This window comes from Moritella sp., assembly GCF_033791185.1.
GTDB lineage: Bacteria > Pseudomonadota > Gammaproteobacteria > Enterobacterales > Moritellaceae > Moritella.
Window position 1 is genome coordinate 1 of record NZ_JASJHF010000177.1, and the last position, 4,293, is coordinate 4,293.

4 protein-coding genes are annotated in these 4,293 nt (G+C 40.5%); all 4 read right to left on the minus strand.

Annotation, left to right across the window (positions count from 1 at the left end; translation table 11 throughout):
• A partial coding sequence (gene glmM / locus QNK26_RS10685) for a phosphoglucosamine mutase (protein WP_319222816.1) occupies positions 1-824 on the minus strand: 824 nt, incomplete at its 3' end.
• A gap of 58 nt (positions 825-882) precedes the next feature.
• The gene (gene folP / locus QNK26_RS10690) at positions 883-1,707 is read right to left on the minus strand and encodes a dihydropteroate synthase (RefSeq protein WP_319222822.1); all 825 of its coding nucleotides are present in this window, start codon (positions 1,705-1,707) and stop codon (positions 883-885) included.
• An 80-nt stretch (positions 1,708-1,787) separates the two neighbouring features.
• Positions 1,788-3,704 carry an ATP-dependent zinc metalloprotease FtsH gene (gene ftsH, locus QNK26_RS10695; protein WP_413816359.1) on the minus strand — a complete coding sequence of 639 codons (1,917 nt, stop codon included), beginning with the start codon at positions 3,702-3,704 and terminating at the stop codon, positions 1,788-1,790.
• Positions 3,705-3,787: 83 nt separating this feature from the next.
• Positions 3,788-4,293: 23S rRNA (uridine(2552)-2'-O)-methyltransferase RlmE (gene rlmE / locus QNK26_RS10700; protein WP_319222820.1), on the minus strand; the 506-nt coding region annotated here is incomplete at its 5' end.

The following is a 4,293-nucleotide window of genomic DNA, read 5'->3' on the forward strand; positions in this document are numbered from 1 at the left end:
TTATGGTATTGCGCGTTTTTGGCTATGATGAAAATAATTTCATCACCATCAACTACCTCACCGTTTTGATCAACCAACATTAATCTGTCGCCATCGCCATCTAAGGCAATGCCTAAGTCGGCTTGATGCTCTAACACTAAACGACTGATGTTTGTCATTGATGTCGCACCGCAATCATCATTGATGTTTACGCCATTAGGCGTCGAAGCAAACTCTATAACTTCAGCACCTAACTCTCTAAATACTTTAGGGGCAATATGATAGGTCGCGCCATTGGCACAATCGACTACAATTTTTAAACCATTAAGTGAGTACTCAGATGGGAAATTACTTTTACAAAATTCAATATAACGCCCTGCTGCATCATCAATACGCGTGGCTTTGCCTAATTTAGCCGAATGCACACAGTCCATTTCTTCATCCATCATGGCTTCAATAGCATGCTCAACATCATCAGGCAGTTTTTCACCGGTTGTTGAGAAGAATTTAATACCATTATCATAAAATGGGTTATGCGAGGCACTGATCACAATGCCGGCTTCGGCGCGAAATGTTTTAGTTAAGTAGGCAACAGCAGGGGTTGGCATAGGGCCCATTAAACCAATATCAATACCTGCGGCTGAAAACCCAGCTTCTAATGCAGACTCAAGCATGTAACCAGAAATACGAGTATCTTTACCAATGAGAACTTTTTTAGTGCCTTTTGTGGCAAGAACTTTACCTGCAGCCCAACCAAGTTTCATTACAAATTCAGGTGAAATAGGCGCTTTGCCAACTAAACCACGAACGCCATCGGTTCCAAAATACTTTCTACTTTTCGACACTGAAACATACTCCTTTGTATCTTCTATTTTGTTTGTATTATAAATACAAACAAATTGATTAAATTGTTTTTAATGTTGCTGTCAGCACTTTCAGTGCGTCAACAGTCTCTTTAACGTCATGAACTCTTATTATTTTAGCACCATTTATGGTTGCTAATACCGCAGCAGATAAGCTACCGGCTAAGCGTTCTTCTACGTCACGCCCCAATAAATTGCCAATCATCGACTTACGAGATAGCCCAGCTAACACGGGCAAGCCTAATGTTAGTAGTTCTGCTTGGCGAGCTAATAATTGATAATTCTGCTCTAACGTTTTGCCAAACCCATAGCCGGGATCTAAAATTATGCGCTGTTTATCAATGCCAAGGTGTTCACAAGCGCTAATGCGTTGCTGAAAAAAATCAATGATATCAGAAACTACGTCTTTATAAACCGGATTTTGTTGCATCGTTCTAGGCAAGCCTTGCATGTGCATTAAGCAAACCGGTATGTCTGATTGTGCAACCGCAGCTAAACAGCCTTCATTTTGCAAAGCACGCACATCATTAATCAAACCAACACCATGCTCAATACCAGCGGTCATCACTTCACTTTTACTGGTATCTAGCGATATAACCACGTCAAAGCGTTTATTGATTGCATCGATGACAGGGATAACGCGTGTTAACTCATCAGCAGTAGTAACGTCAGCAGCCCCAGGACGTGTTGATTCGCCACCAACATCTATCAGAGTAGCACCATGGTTGATCATGGCTTCTACCTGTTTTAAGGCCTTGTCTATGTGGGTAAAACTGCCGCCATCTGAGAATGAGTCTGGGGTCACGTTAAGGATGCCCATAACATGAGGAATACTTAAATCGAGATATTTTGCACCAAATTTCATCATCATAATTACTTTGCAGTTATTTTATCTTATAAAAAAGCCCCGGAAACGGGGCTTAATAGGTTATTACTTATGAGTTCTTAGCTAGCGGGTACATCATCTGGCTTGCTTGAATCAGCAGCTGGTGGTGTACTTGTTGCTGGTGGCTTAGTCGATTTATCTTCATTGCCATAACCTTTTGGTGCACGTACTTCAACACGCGCCATTAGGTCATCAATTTGTAAAGCATCAATTGTTTCATAAGTCATTAACGCATCTTTCATTGAGTGCAGGATATCCATGTTATTTTTTAGGATATCTTCAGCGCGCTTGTAGTTACGCTCAATAAATGTACGAACTTCGTCATCAATTTCTTTAGCGGTGTCATCAGACATATGCTTAGATTTTGCAGCGCTGCGACCTAAGAATACTTCACCTTCTTCTTCAGCGTAAAGCATAGGTCCCATCTTTTCAGATAAGCCCCACTGAGTAACCATTTTACGAGCAATTTCAGTAGCGCGTTCAATATCGTTTGAAGCACCGGTAGACACTTTTTCAAAGCCGTAAATGACTTCTTCAGCGATACGACCACCATAAAGGCTTGAGATCATGCTTTCTAAATGCATTTTACTGTGACTTACACGATCTTTTTCAGGTAAGTACATAGTCACACCTAGCGCACGGCCACGAGGAATAATACTAACTTTATACACTGGGTCGTGATCAGGAACCATACGGCCAACAATTGCATGCCCTGCTTCATGGTATGCAGTCATTTCTTTTTCTGTTTCGCTCATCACCATAGAACGACGTTCACTACCCATCAATATTTTGTCTTTAGCTTGTTCAAACTCGCTCATAGACACGATACGACGACTCGTTCGAGCTGCACACAATGCAGCTTCGTTCACTAGGTTTGCTAAGTCGGCACCAGAAAACCCTGGTGTACCACGTGCAATAACCTCAGCATTAACATCTTCGTTCAGTGGCACTTTACGCATATGAACTTTTAAAATTTGTTCACGACCACGAATATCAGGTAAACCAACAGTGACTTGACGGTCAAAACGACCTGGACGAAGTAACGCTGGATCTAATACGTCTGGACGGTTAGTTGCGGCAATAACGATAACGCCTTCATTACCTTCAAAACCATCCATTTCAACTAACATTTGGTTAAGTGTTTGTTCACGTTCATCATGACCACCACCTAAACCTGCGCCACGTTGGCGACCTACAGCATCGATTTCATCGATAAAGATAATACATGGCGCTGACTTTTTCGCTTGCTCAAACATGTCACGTACACGAGATGCACCAACACCCACGAACATTTCAACGAAATCTGAACCAGAGATAGTGAAAAACGGTACTTTGGCTTCACCAGCAATCGCTTTAGCGAGTAAGGTTTTACCTGTACCCGGTTGACCAACTAATAAAATACCTGATGGAATTCGACCACCAAGTTTTTGGAATTTAGTCGGTTCTTTTAAATAGTCTACTAATTCAGCAACGTCTTCTTTGGCTTCGTCACAACCGGCAACATCAGCAAACGTAGTTTTAATTTGATCATCACTTAATAAACGTGCTTTTGATTTACCAAAACTCATTGCACCTTTACCGCCACCGCCTTGCATTTGGCGCATGAAGAATATCCAAATACCAATAAGCAATAACATTGGGAACCAGTTAACAAAAATACTAGCAAGTAAGCTAGGCTCTTCAACAGGTACGCCTTTAACGCTAACGTCATGTTTAATTAGATCATCAAGAAGTTTTGGATCGTATTGTGTTGGAATTAAGGTTTCAAATGTTTGACCATTTGTTTTAGTACCTGTAATAACACCGTTTTGTTCAATATCAACAGAACCGATTTGATCTTGCGATACTTCATTAATGAACGTTGTATAGTCCATCTGAGTATCAGCACTATTGTTCGGAGTAAAACTCTGAAACACTGACATTAAAACAATGGCTATAACTAACCATAAAATAAGATTCTTTACCATATCGCTCAACTTGAAAACCTCTTCTTAAAAACATACTGCGATGATTGTTTAATAATACCTATAAGTATAGGCTATATACTCGTTTAACTTTACTACAGTTTGTAACCGGTTGCTACTATATAAACTTCTCTTGAACGTGCTCTAGAAGACTCTGGCTTACGGGTTTTGACGTTAACAAAGGCTGCGCGAACATCTTTCATATACTGCTCAAAACCTTCGCCTTGGAATACTTTAACAACAAAACTACCGTTTTTCTTCAGCACTTGATGACACATATCTAATGCCAGCTCAACTAAATACATATTACGTGGTTGATCAGTTGCTTCATTACCACTCATATTTTGAGCCATGTCTGACATAACCACATCAACATTTCGGCCATCAATTTTACTTAATAGTGTATTAAGTACCGCTTCTTCACGAAAGTCACCTTGTAAAAAGGCAACGCCAGCGATTGATTCCATAGGTAATATGTCACACGCAACCAGTTGGCCTTTATCGCCCAATACTTTTACTGCGTATTCAGACCAACTACCAGGAGCTGCTACTAAATCGACCACATTCATACCAGGCTTAATTAATTTGTATTTATTATTGA